Annotated in this window: 17 protein-coding genes; 16 read left to right on the forward strand and 1 reads right to left on the reverse strand. The window is 37.9% G+C overall.

Annotation, left to right across the window (positions count from 1 at the left end):
- Positions 1–6: 6 nt before the first annotated feature.
- The 15 genes from holB to tsaA all read left to right on the forward strand — a co-directional run bounded on the left by holB (position 7) and on the right by tsaA (position 14,364).
- The gene (holB, locus tag XM47_RS13015; protein ID WP_048693279.1) at positions 7–942 is read left to right on the forward strand and encodes a DNA polymerase III subunit delta'; all 936 of its coding nucleotides are present in this window, start codon (positions 7–9) and stop codon (positions 940–942) included.
- A 23-nt stretch (positions 943–965) separates the two neighbouring features.
- Positions 966–1,292, forward strand: a complete 327-nt coding sequence (locus tag XM47_RS13020) for a PilZ domain-containing protein (protein WP_048693282.1) — start codon at positions 966–968, stop codon at positions 1,290–1,292.
- Between the two features lie 20 nt (positions 1,293–1,312).
- The gene (locus XM47_RS13025; RefSeq protein WP_048693284.1) at positions 1,313–2,092 is read left to right on the forward strand and encodes a TatD family hydrolase; all 780 of its coding nucleotides are present in this window, start codon (positions 1,313–1,315) and stop codon (positions 2,090–2,092) included.
- 89 nt (positions 2,093–2,181) lie between these two features.
- Positions 2,182–4,470, forward strand: coding sequence for a DNA topoisomerase IV subunit A (gene parC, locus XM47_RS13030; protein ID WP_048693287.1), 2,289 nt, complete (start codon positions 2,182–2,184; stop codon positions 4,468–4,470).
- A gap of 15 nt (positions 4,471–4,485) precedes the next feature.
- A complete protein-coding gene (locus XM47_RS13035; protein ID WP_048693289.1) occupies positions 4,486–5,205 on the forward strand; it encodes a 1-acylglycerol-3-phosphate O-acyltransferase in 720 nt (239 codons plus the stop codon).
- An 11-nt stretch (positions 5,206–5,216) separates the two neighbouring features.
- Positions 5,217–5,570 (forward strand): ribonuclease E inhibitor RraB, encoded by a 354-nt coding sequence (rraB, locus tag XM47_RS13040; protein ID WP_048693292.1) that lies wholly within the window; start codon positions 5,217–5,219, stop codon positions 5,568–5,570.
- 300 nt (positions 5,571–5,870) lie between these two features.
- Entirely contained in the window at positions 5,871–6,299 is a 429-nt protein-coding gene (gene ndk / locus XM47_RS13045) for a nucleoside-diphosphate kinase (protein WP_048693295.1), read from the forward strand.
- Positions 6,300–6,417: 118 nt separating this feature from the next.
- The gene (gene rlmN / locus XM47_RS13050) at positions 6,418–7,542 is read left to right on the forward strand and encodes a dual-specificity RNA methyltransferase RlmN (protein ID WP_048693298.1); all 1,125 of its coding nucleotides are present in this window, start codon (positions 6,418–6,420) and stop codon (positions 7,540–7,542) included.
- Positions 7,543–7,546: 4 nt separating this feature from the next.
- Complete coding sequence (pilW, locus tag XM47_RS13055; RefSeq protein WP_048693300.1) at positions 7,547–8,344, forward strand: type IV pilus biogenesis/stability protein PilW; 798 nt, start codon at positions 7,547–7,549, stop codon at positions 8,342–8,344.
- The gene (locus XM47_RS13060; RefSeq protein WP_048693302.1) at positions 8,341–9,321 is read left to right on the forward strand and encodes a RodZ domain-containing protein; all 981 of its coding nucleotides are present in this window, start codon (positions 8,341–8,343) and stop codon (positions 9,319–9,321) included. The genes pilW and XM47_RS13060 overlap by 4 nt, the downstream gene beginning before the upstream one ends.
- A gap of 4 nt (positions 9,322–9,325) precedes the next feature.
- The gene (gene ispG / locus XM47_RS13065) at positions 9,326–10,444 is read left to right on the forward strand and encodes a flavodoxin-dependent (E)-4-hydroxy-3-methylbut-2-enyl-diphosphate synthase (protein WP_048693305.1); all 1,119 of its coding nucleotides are present in this window, start codon (positions 9,326–9,328) and stop codon (positions 10,442–10,444) included.
- A gap of 108 nt (positions 10,445–10,552) precedes the next feature.
- Complete coding sequence (hisS, locus tag XM47_RS13070; protein ID WP_077066560.1) at positions 10,553–11,827, forward strand: histidine--tRNA ligase; 1,275 nt, start codon at positions 10,553–10,555, stop codon at positions 11,825–11,827.
- A gap of 9 nt (positions 11,828–11,836) precedes the next feature.
- Positions 11,837–12,466, forward strand: a complete 630-nt coding sequence (locus tag XM47_RS13075; RefSeq protein WP_048693309.1) for a YfgM family protein — start codon at positions 11,837–11,839, stop codon at positions 12,464–12,466.
- On the forward strand, positions 12,466–13,662 hold the full coding sequence (gene bamB, locus XM47_RS13080) for an outer membrane protein assembly factor BamB (protein WP_048693312.1): 1,197 nt from the start codon (positions 12,466–12,468) through the stop codon (positions 13,660–13,662). Before XM47_RS13075 ends, bamB begins: the two co-directional genes overlap by 1 nt.
- On the forward strand, positions 13,663–14,364 hold the full coding sequence (gene tsaA / locus XM47_RS13085) for a tRNA (N6-threonylcarbamoyladenosine(37)-N6)-methyltransferase TrmO (protein ID WP_048693314.1): 702 nt from the start codon (positions 13,663–13,665) through the stop codon (positions 14,362–14,364).
- Positions 14,365–14,578: 214 nt separating this feature from the next.
- Here tsaA and XM47_RS13090 read toward each other — a convergent pair whose 3' ends face one another.
- Entirely contained in the window at positions 14,579–15,136 is a 558-nt protein-coding gene (locus XM47_RS13090) for a hypothetical protein (protein ID WP_048693317.1), read from the reverse strand.
- A 96-nt stretch (positions 15,137–15,232) separates the two neighbouring features.
- On the opposite strand from XM47_RS13090, the gene serB reads away from it, so the two are divergent.
- Positions 15,233–16,270 (forward strand): phosphoserine phosphatase SerB, encoded by a 1,038-nt coding sequence (serB, locus tag XM47_RS13095; protein ID WP_048693320.1) that lies wholly within the window; start codon positions 15,233–15,235, stop codon positions 16,268–16,270.
- The last annotated feature ends 137 nt before the right edge of the window (positions 16,271–16,407 follow it).

Genomic DNA, 16,407 nt, shown 5'->3' on the forward strand with positions numbered 1-16,407 from the left:
TATATAATGCAAAATTTTCCTTGGTTATCGACGTTACAACAGACTTTATCAGAGCAGTTTGCTCAGCAAAGGTTACATCATGCTTTACTGATTGAAGCTGGTCGAGGTTTAGGTAAACGTGAGTTTGTTTTAAATTTAGCGGCTGGTTTATTGTGTGAAACAACTGGCCTAATTGCTTGTGGTCAGTGTAAGTCTTGTCAGTTGTTTGCGTCTGGTTCTCACCCTGACTTATTTATTGCTGAAGAACCTGAGGCTAAATCTATTGGGGTAGATTTGATTCGTCAAGTCGTTAATAAGTCGCAAACCAAATCTCAATTGGGTCGAGCTAAGATCTTTATTATTCCTGACTGTGAAAAAATGACAGAAGGCTCAGCGAATGCTTTACTCAAAACCTTAGAAGAGCCAGGCCAAGATACATACTTGTTACTGACAACCGAAAGTGAAAGCCGTTTATTGCCGACTATTTTAAGTCGATGTCAAAAATACAAAGTTGCCCCACCTAAACTGCTGGAAATTCAAAATTGGATCAAAGAGCAGGGAATCGATTTTACAGATTATTCTGATGTATTTGAGTTGGTTGAACAAGCACCATTAATTGCATTAGAGCTAGTTAAAACTGATTTTTTGACTCAGCATAAGCGTTTTCTAGCCGATTTCAAATTGCTGATTACTGGGAGAAAGTCTGCTTTTGAATTTAGTTTAAATTTTGATGATAAGCATTATGAAAGGCAATTAGATTGGATGGTCAATGCCTTTAATCAATGGTTAAAAGCGAAACTGAAGCAAGAGATGACAGATGCAAACCAAGCGGCTAAACGTCTTTTGTTAAGTGATTTAACTTTGTTGATCACCACTAGTCGAAAACAAATGTTACAATCAGGTTCGAATAAAAAGTTAATTTATCAATCTTTGTGTTTATCATTAGAACAAAAGTTGCGGTGAGCATAGTTTGAAGTGGGCTTAATATGGAACAGTTAGCAGTTGAATTTAGTGATTTAAATAATTTGTATAAATGCTACATGGCATTTATCAAAGAAGGTGGCTTATTTGTTGTTACCCATAAAAAGTACAATGTTGGCCAATCGCTCGCATTAAGTGTGTTATTGCCTAATGAGGTAACCCCCGTAGTTGTAACTGGCAAAGTGGTATGGTTATCACCTATGGCTTCACATAGTAATGCGCCACAAGGAATAGGCATGAACTTTTTAGATGATAGACAAAATTTAAAAGATAAAATCGAAACTTTACTCGGAGCTATGATTAATTCGAGTGAGCCCACTTTTACCATGTAGTTAATATTTAAGAGGTTGTAGTGTTAGTTGATTCTCACTGTCATTTAGATAAGTTAAAGTTAGAAGAATTAGGCGGCAGTTTAGATTCTGTATTAGATTCGGCTAGAGCTCGTGGTATTAAGCAGTTTTTATGTGTCAGTGTCACTTTAGATGATTTCCCCAATATGGCTAAGACGGTTGAATCTCATGCCGATGTTGCTATCTCATGCGGGGTTCATCCGCTGCATAATGAATGTCAATTTGAGCAAGCTCAGTTATTAAAACTGGCGGATGATCCCAAAGTGGTTGCTATTGGTGAAACTGGCTTGGACTATTTTTATTCAGCAGATACGATTGAATGGCAGCAAAACTCTTTTCGTCAACATTGCCAAGTCGCTAATCAATTAGACAAGCCATTAATTATTCATACTAGAGATGCTAGGCAAGATACGCTTGATATTTTAAAGCAAGAAGGGGCAGATAAAGCGGGTGGCGTTTTACACTGCTTTACTGAAAGTTTAGAGATGGCGAAAGCGGCGATGGATCTTAATTTTTATATCTCTATTTCTGGCATTGTTACTTTTGGTAATGCCACAGAACTCAGAGATGTGGTTAGAGCCTTGCCATTAGATCGTATTTTAGTTGAAACTGATTCTCCTTGGTTAGCACCTAAGCCATATCGTGGTAAACAAAACCAACCTGCTTATGTGCATGAAGTGGCACAATTTGTTGCTGATTTAAAAGGCGTGAGTTTGGCTGAGTTATCTGAGCAAACAACCAATAATTTTTATCAGTTATTTAAACACGCAAACAGGGCCTAAACAAAATCACTAGGCGTTTGTATTGCTCTTTTGGTAAAGTGTCCTGTAATGCTTTATTAAACCTATTCAATTATAAATAAAAATAAATTATGTCTGATCACATTGAGCTCAATTTAGACGGTATAGAGCAACTTTCGTTAAGAAAGTTTACCGAAGATTCATACCTTAATTATTCGATGTACGTCATTATGGATAGGGCGTTACCTCATATTAGTGATGGCCTTAAACCGGTTCAACGCAGAATTATTTATGCGATGAGTGAGTTAGGTTTATCTGCTGGCGCTAAGTATAAAAAATCAGCCCGTACTGTGGGTGATGTGCTAGGTAAATTTCACCCGCATGGAGATTCCGCTTGTTATGAAGCTATGGTGCTCATGGCACAGCCTTTTTCATATCGTTATCCTTTGGTGGATGGTCAAGGAAACTGGGGTGCACCGGATGATCCTAAGTCTTTCGCTGCGATGCGATATACCGAGGCTAAGCTTGCTAAATTTGCAGAAGTTTTACTATCTGAATTAGGTCAAGGCACGGTCGAATGGGGACCAAATTTTGATGGTACCCTAAAAGAGCCAATTAATTTACCGGCTCGATTACCGCATATTTTACTTAATGGTGTAACTGGTATAGCAGTTGGTATGGCAACAGATATACCACCACATAATGTAAAAGAAGTGGTTAACGCGGCTAAATATTTGTTAGAGCACCCAAATGCTAGCGTGGATAAAATTATGTCTTTTATCCCGGGGCCAGATTACCCAACTGAAGCTGAAATTATTACCCCTGCAGCAGATATTCGTAAAATTTACCAATCTGGTAAAGGCTCGATTAAGATGAGAGCCGTGTACGAGTTAGAGCAAGGTGAAGTTGTCATTACGGCTTTACCTCATCAAGCTTCGTCGTCGAAAGTGTTAGAGCAAATAGCGCAGCAAATGCAGGCTAAAAAACTGCCTATGGTAGCGGATTTACGCGATGAATCAGATCATGAAAATCCAGTTCGCTTAGTTGTCGTGCCAAGATCAAACCGAGTTGATACTGAGCAGTTAATGCAACATTTGTTTGCGACAACGGATCTTGAAAAAAGCTATCGCGTTAACTTGAATATGATAGGTCTTAACGGTCGACCACAAGTTAAAGGTATTTCGACCATTATTAATGAGTGGTTGAGCTTCCGCCTTTCAACTGTGACTAGGCGTTTACAGTACAGACTCGATAAAGTTTTAGCTAGATTACATATTTTAGAAGGTTTATTAACTGCTTTTTTAAATATTGATGAAGTTATTCAAATTATCCGTACGGAAGATAAGCCTAAACCAGTATTGATGGAAAGGTTTGCAATAACGGATATTCAAGCGGAAGCGATTTTAGAATTAAAATTACGTCACTTAGCTAAACTAGAAGAGTTTAAAATTCGTGGCGAGCAAGATGAACTAGAGCAAGAAAGACAAGAGTTAGAACGAATTTTAGGTTCAGACATTGAGCTGAAAAAACTCGTTAAGAAAGAGTTAACCCAAGACGCGGCTAAATATGGTGATGAAAGACGTTCACCTTTAGTGGAAAGAAACGAGTCTAAAGCGTTATCTGAAAAAGATTTAGTTCCGAGTGAAGCCGTGACTGTAGTGGTTTCTGAGAAGGGATGGGCTCGCTGCGCTAAAGGCCATGATGTTGATGTGGCAGGACTCAGCTATAAAGCGGGCGATAGTTATTTATCTTCTGCGACAGGTCGCTCTAATCAAACCACAGTATTTATTGATTCAGCGGGTAGAGCATTTGCAACCGAAACACATACTTTACCTTCCGCTAGAAGCCAAGGTGAACCTTTATCCGGACGTTTTGCGATTGGCACAGGTGAACATATTCAGCATGCGTTAATTGCTAATAATCCGGATAAATTTTTAGTTTCGAGTGATGCCGGCTATGGTTTTGTGGTGAATTTTTCTGATTTAGTGAGTAAGAACAAAAATGGTAAAGCCGTTTTGACTTTACCTGCAAATGCGAAAGTATTAAAACCTCAACCTATTGCCGATAACAATGATTTGATGGTTCTTGCCATTTCGAACGAAGGCCGAATGCTGATTTTCCCAATTTCAGATTTACCTTGTTTAAGTAAAGGTAAAGGGAACAAGATTATTAGCATCAGTGCAGATAGAGCTAAAAGTCGTGACGAGTTTATTGCTCATATCGCTGTAATTGACTCAGATGATATTTTAGTTTTAGTTGCCGGTAAGCGTAAGATGAGTTTAAAACCAAATGATTGGGCTCATTATAAAGGTGAAAGAGGGCGTCGAGGTAACAAACTACCACGAGGCTTACAAAGGGTTGATGAAATTATCATTGAATCTAACTCAGCGGCTGATGTTGCTGAAAACTCAGATAGTTAAAGTAGGAATTTTAAGTTGTTAGCTGTAATTAGAATTATTCTATTAGGTTTATTTGTGATAGTGGCTAGTTTAGCTGGTATTGTATTTTGTTTAATTAGGCCATTTCATCGTAATAATGTTTATTGGCTGGGTAAGCTTTACTCAAAGGCTTCTTATATAATTGGTGTTAAGCTCGTATTTAGAACCGATGAAGCAGCGGCGCAAACTCAGCCGGCAGTATTTATCGCTAATCATCAAAACAGTTATGATATTTTTACATTATGTGGTGGTGTTTTGCCTAGTACTGTCACTATAGGTAAAAAGAGCTTAAAGTGGATCCCATTTTTTGGTCAGCTTTACTGGTTGGCGGGGAATATATTAATTGATCGCGAAAACCGCCGTAAAGCTATGGCCGCTCTAAAGCGTTCTTGTGAGCATATTAATAAAAATAAAATCTCGATCTGGATGTTTCCAGAAGGTACTCGTTCATATGGTAAAGGTTTGTTGCCATTTAAGCGCGGCGCGTTTCAGTTAGCACAGCAAGCGAATGTGCCTTTAATTCCTGTTTGTATGAGCACAACTCATAATAAAATAAACTTAAATCGTTGGGATAATGGCACTATTATAATTGAAGTAATGGCACCTAAGCCTCTTGAATCTAATGATTTAAAAATGGAAGCGGAAGGCTTCCATGAGCTGATGCTGAATAAAATTAATCAACTAGATGCTGAAGTTGCGCAGCTAGAAGCTAAATAACAGAGGTTATTATGGAATATTTGGACGATCCTATTGGATTTAATAAAATGGTAGTTGAGTCATTGCTAGCTGATGGTAGTGATCCTGATGCGATTTATGAAATTGAGCATCATTTCTCGTCAACTGATTTTGATAAATTAGAAAAAGCGGCAGTTGCTGCATTTAAACTAGAAGTCGAAGTGACAGATGCGGAAGAGTTTGAAACTGATGATGGTCAAATTATCTTAGCATTTGACGCTATTACTGAATCTAAATTAGATTTAGATGAAATTAATAAGCAAACAGAACAAATGCAAAAAATTGCTGACCAAGTAAAGGTTCAATACGATGGTTGGGGAACAGAGTTTATCGAGATAGAAGAGTAACTCTGTTATTTATGTATTCCCAAAACTGTAAGTTTCGGGAATACACAATTTTCGTCTTTGGAAATAATTTCTTATCCAGAGTTAAGGTTAATAAGATTCACTTAACGCCATTCTTTAACCCTTGGTTTTCTTTTCTTGATCTAATTTAACAAATTAGTAGTTAAACATTTAATTTATCAGATTATTTTCCTCTACCTATATCAATTCTCTCAAATTCATTGTTATTATCATAACGCAAGCTAAACCTTTATTTTGTTTAACTTAACCCGAGCAAGGGCTAACTTATATTAGGGAAGTCATATGGCTATTGAACGCACTTTATCAATTATTAAACCAAATGCAGTTGTTAAACATAACATCGGCGCCATCATTCAACGTTTAGAAGCCGCGAACTTTAAAATAGTTGCAACCAAGATGATTAAACTGAATCAAGAGCAGGCTGAAGGTTTTTATGCCGAGCATAAAGGTAAACCTTTTTTTGATGCTTTGATTGATTTTATGCTTTCTGCGCCTGTCGTTGTGCTTGTGCTTGAAAGTGAAAGTGCTATTACAGCTTACCGTGAGATTATGGGCGCAACTAATCCGGTTGATGCTGCTCGAGGTACGTTAAGAGCCGATTATGGCGAAGCTCACGTTACCTTTAATGGTGTTCATGGTTCGGATAGTCCAGAGAGTGCTGCGAGAGAAATCGCGTATTTCTTCAGTGATAATGAGGTTAACTCATACTAATTGTAAAACTTAATCACCAATTTTATTAAATTAATCGCAATTGATTTGCTGCTATCATTGCATTCAATTGTGATTATCGTAAAATTGCGAGCCATTTGTTTTACAAGGTTATTGCTACATGTCTGCTGAGACAACCAAAATAAATTTACTTGATTTAAATCGTCAAGCTATGCGTGATTTTTTTGCTTCCATTGGTGAGAAATCATTTCGTGCCGATCAAGCAATGAAGTGGATTTATCATTACGGTCACGATAACTTTGAAGACATGAACAATTACAGCAAGTCTTTACGCGCAAAGTTAAATGAAATGTGCGAAATCAAAGCGCCCAAAATCTCTGTTCGACAAGAATCCAGTGACGGTACTATTAAGTACGCTATGATTTTAGAAGGCGGGCAAGAAGTTGAAACCGTCTGGATCCCTGATGGAGACCGAGCCACTTTATGTGTTTCTAGCCAAGTTGGCTGTGCGTTAGAATGTACTTTTTGCTCAACAGCGCAACAGGGCTTTAATCGTAACTTAACGGTTGCCGAAATTATCGGTCAAGTTTGGCGAGTGGCGGTAGATATTGGACCTGTCAAAGTAACCAATAAACGTCCTATCACCAATGTTGTGATGATGGGGATGGGCGAACCTTTACTTAATATGACGAATCTAGTTCCATCACTCGAGCTTATGATGGACGACTTAGCCTTTGGCTTATCCAAGCGCCGTGTTACAGTGAGTACTTCTGGCGTTGTACCAGCATTGGATAAACTGAAAGAAAAAGTTGATGTGGCTTTAGCTATTTCGCTGCACGCGCCAAACAATGAGTTACGTGATGAAATAGTACCTATCAATAAAAAATATGACATTGAAACTTTCTTGGCAGCCTCTAGACGTTATATCGATGGTTCAAAAGCAAATGAGAAAGTAACCGTTGAGTATGTGATGTTAGATCACATAAACGATAGTACAGATCAAGCTCATGAATTAGCGAAAGTGTTAAAAGACACGCCATCAAAAATTAATCTCATTCCATTTAACCCATTCCCTGGCAGTCCATATGGTCGTTCTAGTAACTCTAGAATTGATAGATTTGCTAAAGTATTAACTGAATATGGCTTTACTACAGTAGTACGTCGAACTCGTGGTGATGATATTGACGCAGCGTGCGGACAGTTAGTTGGGGATGTTGTTGATAGAACTAAGCGTATGCTTAAAAAGCGCCAAAGAGGCGAAACTATTAAGGTGCAAGCACAATAATTATATGAAAAAATTATGCTTTAGCCGATTAATGGTGTTATTAAGTGTGTTGAACTTAACTGCTTGCGTGACCCAAAAACACTATTTAGAGTCAGATAAACCCGTGGTGGAGAATATTTCTTCACCTGAGGCTAAGGCACGTGCTCGAATTAAACTTGGTTTAACATACTTGCAAAAAGGTGACTCTGTTCAAGCTAAGTTTAATTTAGATAAGGCATTAGAGTTTGCGCCTGATTTAGCCGAGGCCCATTATTCTCTTGCCTATTATTATCAGACGGTTCAAAATTTTGATAAGGCTGAGAAAGCTTATATTCGAGTCATCGAATTAAGCCCTAATAATGGCGATGCTTACAATAATTATGGTGCCTTTTTATGTGAGAGAGGGCGTTTAGAAGAAGCAACCGAAAACTTTCTCGAAGCAGTAAAAATCGATAGTTATATTAGAGTTTGGCAAACCTATGAGAATCTTGGTTTATGTTTAGCTGATAGTGGTCAAGAGAGCAAAATTGATCAGGCGATTAGTTATTTCAACAAAGCACTTGGCTACAACGCTAGAGCTTTTACATCTTTAAACTCACTTATTGAGATTTATCAAAATCGCCAAGAGTGGCATCAAGTTAAAGCCTATTTTGATAAGCTAAGGCTTGTATCTAGACCAAGTGCTGCATTATATTGGCTTGGCTATAATACAGAGCGAAATATTGGTGCTTTTGAAGCAGCCAAACAATATGGTCGCTTACTTTTGATCGAATTTCCGTCAAGTTCCCAAACTCAGTTATATAAGAAAAGCTTATTACAATGATAACAGAGCAAAACGAAGAAACGACAATTCCGTTTACACCTGGTCGACTTCTTAGAGAAGGGCGAATTGAGGCTGGGTTTTCTGAACAGGATGTCGCAGATAGTTTAAATTTAAAATTAGATATAGTGCGCGCGATTGAAAGTAATGATTTTACAAAAATAGCGGCACCCACATTCGCGAAAGGTTATTTGAGGGCTTATTCTAAGCTGATCGGTGTTGATGATGCATTAGCGGTTGAGCTTTATAACCAAATGGGTCTTGATAAAGCGAATCAAAGCGCTGGCATGAAAAGCTTCTCTATGCGAACTAAGCGTGAATCCAACGATAGTAAATTAATGCTAGTTAGCTACATTATCATTATTATTGTGATAGGTATGGCGGTTGTTTGGTGGTGGCAACAAAAACCTCAAGCTTCGAATGCATTAGTCGAGCAAGATAGTTTAGCTCAAACTCAGCCTGTAGCGTCCCCCCCAACGAATGTTGAAAATTTAGGACTGCAAGAGACGCCACAAGTTGTCACTCAAATTCAAGAGTCGGATACGCTGGAAAAGCCTAACGCTGTTGAAGCCGAGCCAATTACCTCTGAAAATGAACTCGAGACTAATAATGAAGGCGATACCGAAGCGGTAAGCAAAGAAGAAACGTCATTGGTAACACAGGTTCAGCAAAAAGTTGAGGAAGTTGAAGAGGCTGAGAATAATATAGTTTCGACTAAGTTAGTCGATTCTCCGACGAGCGACATAGTTATGACGTTCAATCAAGATTGTTGGATTGAGATCATTGATTCACAAGGTGAAAAAATTGCTTACGGAGTGAAAACTGCTGGCCGAGTTATGCCTGTATCTGGTTTTAAACCGTTTAAGGTCACCGTTTGTGCACCCGAAAAAGTCGCCGTCGAGTTTGAATCTCAATCAATCGATATGAACAAATTTAAGCAAGGTATGGTTGCTCGTTTTGAGCTTCCTTTAGAGAATTAATCTTATGTTCCATGAATCGCCAATAAAACGAAAATTAACGAAAAAAATCTGGGTAGGTGATGTTGCTGTTGGTGGTGATGCACCTATATCAGTGCAGTCTATGACAAACACTTTAACCACAGATGTAGAAGCGACTGTTGCCCAAATTAATCGCATTGCACAAGCAGGTGGTGATCTTGTTCGCGTATCTGTGCCCACTATGGATGCGGCCGAGGCGTTTAAATTTATTAAACAACAGGTTTCGGTACCATTAATTGCAGACATCCACTTTGATTATCGAATCGCGTTAAAGGTCGCTGAATATGGGGTTGATTGCTTACGTATTAACCCAGGAAATATAGGCAGAGAAGACAGAATTCGAGCTGTCGTTGATTGTGCGAGAGATAAAAACATCCCAATTCGTATTGGTGTTAATGGCGGTTCGTTAGAAAAAGACTTACAAGAAAAGTATGGTGAACCAACCGCTGACGCTTTGTTTGAATCGGCTATGCGTCATGTCGATATTTTAGACAGACTCAATTTTGACCAGTTTAAAGTGAGTGTTAAAGCTTCAGATGTGTTTTTAGCGGTTGATGCTTATCGCTTGTTATCTAAGCAAATAGATAACCCGCTTCATTTAGGTATTACTGAAGCGGGTGGTGCTAGAGCTGGTGCGGTTAAATCGGCTATCGGTTTAGGTATTTTGCTGAATGAAGGTATAGGTGATACGCTTCGTGTCTCGTTAGCGGCAGACCCGGTTGAAGAAATTAAAATCGGTTTTGATATTTTAAAATCATTAAAAATTCGTTCACGAGGGATTAATTTTATTGCCTGCCCAAGTTGTTCAAGACAAGAGTTTGATGTTATCAAAACGATGAATGCGCTTGAAGAAAGACTTGAGGATATTGTTACGCCTATGTCTGTTTCTGTTATCGGCTGTGTCGTCAATGGACCAGGTGAAGCTTTAGCGACAGATGTCGGCTTAGCTGGCGCGAATCAAAAAAGTGGTTTTTATTTAGGCGGTGAGCGTCAAAAAGAACGCATTGATAATGATAATATTGTTGATACCCTAGAGAAACACATTAGAGCGAAAGCCTCTATGTTAGATGAAGAGAACAGAATAAAAGTTGAGCAGTTAGATTAGTTCAATTGATAAAAACTCTCAAACTGGCATCTTAGTTAGGTTTGAGTATAATTCCAATTTTAAAAAATACCTGTCATTGCGCAGCAGGTTGAAGAAGTGAGATTTTAGGTGTCCAAAAATATTCAGGCAATTCGTGGTATGAACGACTGCCTCCCACAGCAAACGCCTGTTTGGCAAAAAGTTGAATCAGTTTTACGCGATGTAACTAGCTCATATGGTTATAGCGAAATTAGAATGCCAATTGTCGAGCAAACTGAATTATTTAAACGTTCGATTGGTGAAGTGACTGATATTGTTGAAAAAGAAATGTACACCTTTGATGATCGCAATGGTGACAGTTTAACGCTTCGACCAGAAGGAACTGCAAGTTGTGTTCGTGCCGGTAATGAGCATGGCTTATTGTATAATCAAGTTCAGCGTTTATGGTATATGGGACCTATGTTCCGTCATGAAAGACCGCAAAAAGGTCGTTACCGTCAATTTCATCAGTTTGGTGTTGAAACATTCGGCATGGCAGGTCCAGATGTAGACGCTGAAATCATTGCACTAACGGCTAGATTTTGGAAAAAATTTGGTTTAGCAGACAAAGTTAGATTAGAAATTAATTCACTTGGTTCAAACGAAGAGAGAGCGACGTATCGTGACGCTTTAATCGAATTCTTAAAGCTACACCAAGACATACTGGATGATGATTGTAAGCGTAGAATGCTGACTAATCCGCTTCGTGTGCTGGATACTAAAAATCCAGATATTCAAGCTGTGCTAGTTGATGCACCTAAATTATCAGATTACTTTGGCGAAGACTCTAAAGCGCATTTTTCTGGTTTATGCCAAAGACTTGATCAATTTGGTATTGAATACACGGTTAATGATAGGTTAGTTCGTGGTTTAGACTATTACAATTACACGGTTTTTGAATGGATAACAGATAGTCTTGGCGCACAAGGTACTGTATGCGCGGGTGGCCGATACGATTGCTTGGTAGAACAATTAGGCGGTAAAGCAACGCCAGCTGTTGGTTTTGCGATGGGCATTGAGAGGCTCGTGCTTTTATTAGAAACTTTAGGTTTAGATAAAGATGTCCGCCCAGTGGTTGATGTTTATGTTGTAACTTTAGGTGAAAAAGCGGAACTTATCGCGCCTTCAAGAGTCGAAACGCTTCGAGATTTATACCCTAATGCACGTATTCAAGTAAACTGCGGTGGTGGCAACTTTAAGAAGCAATTTAAAAAAGCAGATAAAAGCGGCGCTGAAATCGCACTTGTGTTTGGTGATGACGAAATAGAACAAGATAAAGTCACAGTAAAATACTTAAGAGAACAACAAGAACAACAAAGCAAAACATTAGCTGAGCTAGCTGATCTTTTGGCAAAATATAATTAAGGGGTTGTAATGGAAATTTATTCTACTGAAGAGCAGCAAGTTGAAGCTATTAAAAGCTTCTGGGCTAAATATGGTAACGCTGCAATTGGCGGCGTTATTATTGGTTTAGCCAGTATTTACGGTTTTAATGCATACCAAGATAGCCAACTTGAAACTCAAGAAGCAAACTCAAATGCTTATGTTGCGGCGAGTGAATCTAATGAAGCAAGCAAATTAGCTAGCTACGTTGAAAGCAACAAAGATTCTGGTTATGCAACATTGGCTGCTTTAAAATTAGCTAAAATTTACGTTGAGCAGGATGATTTAGCACAAGCTAAAACCCAATTAAAATGGGTTGCTGCAAACGCAGCTGACAGCTCTTTAGTTGATTTAGCAAACTTGAGATTAGCTAGAATTTTAGTATCCGAAGCTAATTTAGATGAAGCCTTAAGTTTAGTTCAAGTTTCTAAAACAGAAGCTTTTACCGCTCAATTCGCTGAATTAGTTGGCGATATTCAGCTTGCAAAAGAAGATAGTTCAGCAGCCCGAATCGCTTATCAAAAAGCTGCAGATAACGGTGGGTTGACTTCTAACCCAGGATTGAAAATGAAACTAGATAATCTAGCTGTTGATAACGGCATAGTGGCGGTTCTTCCTTAATGACTCGAAATATACTCTCGGCGGTTATTTTATCTGCTTGCTTAATTAGCTGTGCTTCTAATGATGAAAACGAAGACTTATTGCCAGCCCCTAAACCTGAAATTAACAATCAAGTTGCGGTAGAGGTTGAGTGGTCTGAATCAGTTGGAAGTGGTGTTGAAAATTATTTTTCTAGATTGAAACCAGCGGTTGGTTATGAGCAAGTATATGCTGCTGATAGAGTAGGTTATGTTTCTGCTTTTTCCATTAAAGATGGTGATGAGGTTTGGACGACAGACTTACGCCCTGCCGAGGAAAGCTATTGGCGTTTTTTAGGTTTAAATTTTTCGCCAGCAATTCGAGTTTCTGGATTAGTTGCCTCTTACGAGAAAGTTTTCATTGGTTGTGAAAATGGGGAATTAATCGCGCTTGATGTTAAAACAGGTAAAGAATTGTGGCGTACTAAAGTCAGTGGCGAGATACTTTCACCTCCTATCGCGGAAGAATCAAAAGTTATTGTAAACCTTGGCTCGGGCAACACGGTTGCATTTAATGCTGTTGATGGCGAACAAATTTGGGAGTCTGTTGCTGATGTCCCTTCTTTGACTTTACGAGGCGCATCATCTCCAGCTTATGCTCAAGGTGGTGTTTTTGTCGGTAGCGCTACAGGTAAAATCTTGACTTACGCTGCTGCTAACGGCCAATTAGCTTGGGATGTATCTGTTGCTAACGCTCAGGGTGCAACTGAGTTGGCCCGAATCGTTGATATAGATTCTACGCCAATCTTTTCGGGTACTAATTTGTTCGCCTTGTCTGCAGGTGGTGCTTTAGTTTCGGTCGATGTCAGAACTAGCCGTGTAGTCTGGAAACGAGATTATCGTGGTTATGAGAATATTACTCATAGTTTCACGAGTTTATATTTATCAGATGACCATAGCCATATATACGCACTTGATAGTAAAACTGGCGTAGAAAAGTGGAGCAATCTAGTTCTAAGGAACCGGCAGGTTACGGCTGGTACAGTTTTTAAAGACTATTATGTTGTTGGTGACTTTGATGGTTATTTATACTTTTTTGATAAGTCTAATGGCGAGCTAAAGAGTATGATAAGTGTTTCTGGTGATGCGCTATTAGCACAACCTGTTGTTGCTGATGAATTATTACTAATTCAGACACGCGATGGCGACATAAAAGCCTTAAAAATAAATTCTAAATAAATGTCTCAACAGGCGTTACATTTTGACATTGTAGGTGTGATCGAATCACCTTATAAAGAAAAATTTGCAACGCCTCGCCAACCTAATTTGGTTCAAGATGCTCATGCTAGAATCAAGATCCAGCCAGCTTACAATAAATTAGAAGCCTTCTATGGCCTTGAATCTTTTAGTCACATATGGCTTATGTTTCTTTTTAGTCAGACTGCAGATAAAGGATGGAAACCGCTTGTTCGACCACCTAGATTAGGCGGTAACAATAAATTAGGTGTATTTGCGACTCGTTCTACTTTTCGGCCTAATCCGGTTGGGCTTTCAGCAGTTAAGTTAGAATCAATCTCTCAAGAGAATAATCAAATATATATTAATGTGTCTGGTATCGATTTGATTGATAATACGCCAATAATTGATATTAAACCTTATATTACCTATTCAGATTCAATTCCTAACGCAACGTCAAGCTATGCTCAAGATAAACAGAAAGGTTTTGATAAAGTTGAAATCGCACCAGAAATCGAGGCGATATTAGAGCAAGATGTTCACTCATTGAACTTTATTAAGCAAACTCTCATTCAAGACCCTAGACCGGCCTATAAAAGAAATAAGCCAGATGAAAAAGTATATGGTTCTGAACTGGGTGCATATAATGTTAAGTGGCAGGTAAAAGAGAATACCTGTTACATCATTAATTTAGTTAAATTATAAGTGAGCCAAACTAAATAAACTCAACAAGGGAAAAAAACTTGCTTTCTTGAGGGCCTTTTGCTGATAACTGCGTTGAATCCGCTAGTAATAGCCAGCTATTACTAGCAAAATTCGTACTGATCTAAGAAGATCACCTATCAATAAATAGAATATAATAATATCAACAGCTTGGGTGGTTTGGATGATTTTTATCCAGAGTTAAGATTCAATACGTTTATTGCTCAGAATGCTCTGAGGTAATATTGGATTTATAAAAAGCTCTGCTCATTAGAAAACTAGCTAATGCAATCAAAAAGACTATAAATCTAACATCATTACTATTTTTAGCTTGTATTAGTTTATCTATATTACCTAGGTAGTCAGAGTTGTAGTTTATTTCTAGGTAGCCGACTAAATTGTTATTCTCGTCATGGATCTCAGACACTGTAGTATAAGCAGAATCGATAGCTGGTTTTGAGTCTAAAATTATTTTAGCCATTCCTTTTTCATCGGCAATTTTAAGGTAGTTAATTTCATCGATAGAATAAGCAGATGTGAGGACTTGTTCTAGTTGTTTACTGTCAAAAGGTAGCTTAACTTGCTTATTAATAAGTTCATTATAATTGTGAGCTGTTTGATATTGGTTGTTGGCAAGCGTTTGATGGATCTCGCCTTGACTATTGAACCAATAGAAAATTGAATAGCAAACTAGTAGTGTCGATAAACTTGCCTGCAACACTTTTCGGTATATCCATTTAATATCTTGGCTATGATTAACCTGTCTAACTGGCATTTTTAACTCGCTAACGTCAAACTAATGAAATTGGTAACTACAAACTAATTTTATTTCCTGTAAAATCAGCAAAAAAATTTACCCTTAAGGTTTAATGTGAACAATTATATCATAAATGAAACTATCGATTTATCTACATCAAAGCACATAGGTAGATCTTATCTTAGCAGTTTAGACAATAATGGACAGCAAACGATTGTCTTAGATCCTAAAGATTTAAAGTCTTATGCTTTAGGTAAATCAGAAAATGCAAACTCAATAAAAAATGAAATTGTTATTTATGGTGAAAGTTTTACTTTAGAGAATTTAGATCATGTTTTAAATAAACTGAGTTCTTCTATTATAAATATTGCAATTATACCTGCACTAGATGGCGAAGATGATTGTGCTATTTCATTCCAGCTTTCAGAAAAAATAGACACTGAAACATTTAATTCATTAAAACTATGGGCAAGTGAATTTAAAGCAGATGTATGGCAGTTAAGTGAAAGGGCTAATATTAATCAGCCGGGTTTACTATTAATGGATATGGATTCAACTGTTATAAAAATTGAATGCATTGATGAAATAGCGAAACTTGCTGGAGTAGGGGAGGAAGTCGCAAAAGTAACTGAGCTTGCAATGCAAGGGAAACTAGACTTTGCTGAAAGCTTGAAAGGTCGAGTTGGAACATTGGCAAATTGTAACGAAGGCGTTTTACAAACGGTTGCAGAAAACTTACCGCTTATGCATGGCCTTGAAAGATTAGTAAAAGTGCTTAAAGCCCATAACTGGAGATTGGCTATTGCTTCAGGTGGCTTCACGTTTTTTGCTGATAAATTAAAAGACTTATTACAATTAGATGCTGCAGTTGCTAATGTTTTAGAAATCAAAGACGGTGTTTTAACTGGTAAAGTGATTGGCGGTATTGTTGATGCGCAAGTGAAAGCTGATACTTTAGGGAAATTAGCATCTGAATTCTCAATTGAAAATAGTCAGACGATTGCAATGGGGGATGGCGCTAACGATTTAGTTATGATGGCTGCTGCCGGTTTAGGTGTTGCATTTGAAGCTAAACCACTAGTACAAGAAAAAGCAGATGTTGCGATTAATTTTCATGGGCTTGATGCATTATTGTTTATTTTAAGTAGATAAGCTTAATTATTCATACTTTAAAGAAAAGCTCCAATGGAGCTTTTCTTGTTTTTACATATTTAAAAATCATAAACGACAAGGTATATGGGTACAAAATATACATTTTTAGATTGATTCGTATGCTTTTTAATCGAACG

Source organism: Catenovulum maritimum, from assembly GCF_001050375.1.
Classification (GTDB): Bacteria; Pseudomonadota; Gammaproteobacteria; order Enterobacterales; family Alteromonadaceae; genus Catenovulum; species Catenovulum maritimum.